Genomic DNA, 1,127 nt, shown 5'->3' with positions numbered 1-1,127 from the left:
GTCCGTCAGGTCGGCGCGGTCGAAGTCGAAGAACACCAGGTAGGTGCGCGCCGGAGCCGGCGCCGCGGCCGGGGCCGAGGCGGCTGGGGCGGGCACAGCCGGGGCCGGCTGGTTGAAGGCATAGCGCACGCCCACCAGCAGCGAGTGGTGCATGTTGTCGGCGAACTCCATCTTCCCATACTGGGGAGTGCCGCCCTGGCGCCACAGCACCGTCTTGTAGTCATTGTCGAGCTGGCCGAAGAACCGGTATTCGGCGGTCAGGGACAATCCGGGCACGGCGCTGATCGGCACCGCCGCACCGGCGATCGCCTGATAGGCTAGGTTGCCCCAGATGCCGTCCACCGCCAGCCGGTCGCCATTGACGCGGCTCGTGGCGCGGACATTGGTCAGATGGGTCCAGCTATAGCCCAGGCCGGCGCCCACATACGGAACCACGGCCGCATCCGGGATCGTGAAATCGTAGAGCAGATTGGCCATGACGCCATAGGTGTAGGCCTCCCCACGGAAGTTCCCCCAGGGACCAAAGCCGGAATGGCCGGAATAGCTGTCCAGCGTGGCGCCGCGGACATTGCCTTCCAGTTCAACGCGCAGGCCATTGCCGAAGCCATAGCCGAGGCTCAGCACGCCGACGCCGCCAAGGTCGAATTCCGCCGAACCATCCCGCCCGGCGCCAATGCCGGTGAAGCCGTTCCCAAGCCGGCCAACGGCGCTGGTGTCAGAGTCCTGGCGGATGTCCAGACCCGCGCCGGCACCAAGATAAGGGCCCTGAATGGGCTGAGCCTGTGCCACCGCGGGAAGGGACAGCATGCTGGCGGTGAGACAAAGCGAACGGAAGCTGAGAAGCATTCGGCAGACCCTCGTAATCATCCGGATCCAGAGGACCGGCTAGAGGTTGAGAAACTTCCGTGTGATGAACGTAAAGCGAATATGATTCCAGCGCTGATCAACCTCGACGATATCTTATCAATCGAACACACGAAAATTTGATTAAAATTCTTTCGCCGATCGGCATGCAAAAAGAAAGGGGCGCCTCGCGGCGCCCCTTCCAAGTCCGTCCTGTGATGCGGCTTAGCGCAGCACGATCTCGACGCGGCGGTTCTGCGGCTCGCGCACGCCGTCGGCGGTCG

At 63.9% G+C, this 1,127-nt stretch carries 1 protein-coding gene; it reads right to left on the bottom strand.

Annotated features, from left to right (window positions below; genetic code table 11):
- Positions 1–846, bottom strand: an 846-nt coding sequence (locus F0Q34_RS21525) for an outer membrane protein (protein ID WP_161601003.1), incomplete at its 3' end; no start/stop codon positions are given.
- Between the last annotated feature and the right edge of the window lie 281 nt (positions 847–1,127).

Source organism: Teichococcus oryzae (genome assembly GCF_008386565.1).
GTDB classification, from domain to species: domain Bacteria; phylum Pseudomonadota; class Alphaproteobacteria; order Acetobacterales; family Acetobacteraceae; genus Pseudoroseomonas; species Pseudoroseomonas oryzae.
Note: the sequence above shows the minus strand (reverse complement) of the source record. Positions and strands in the feature narration are given on the sequence as shown.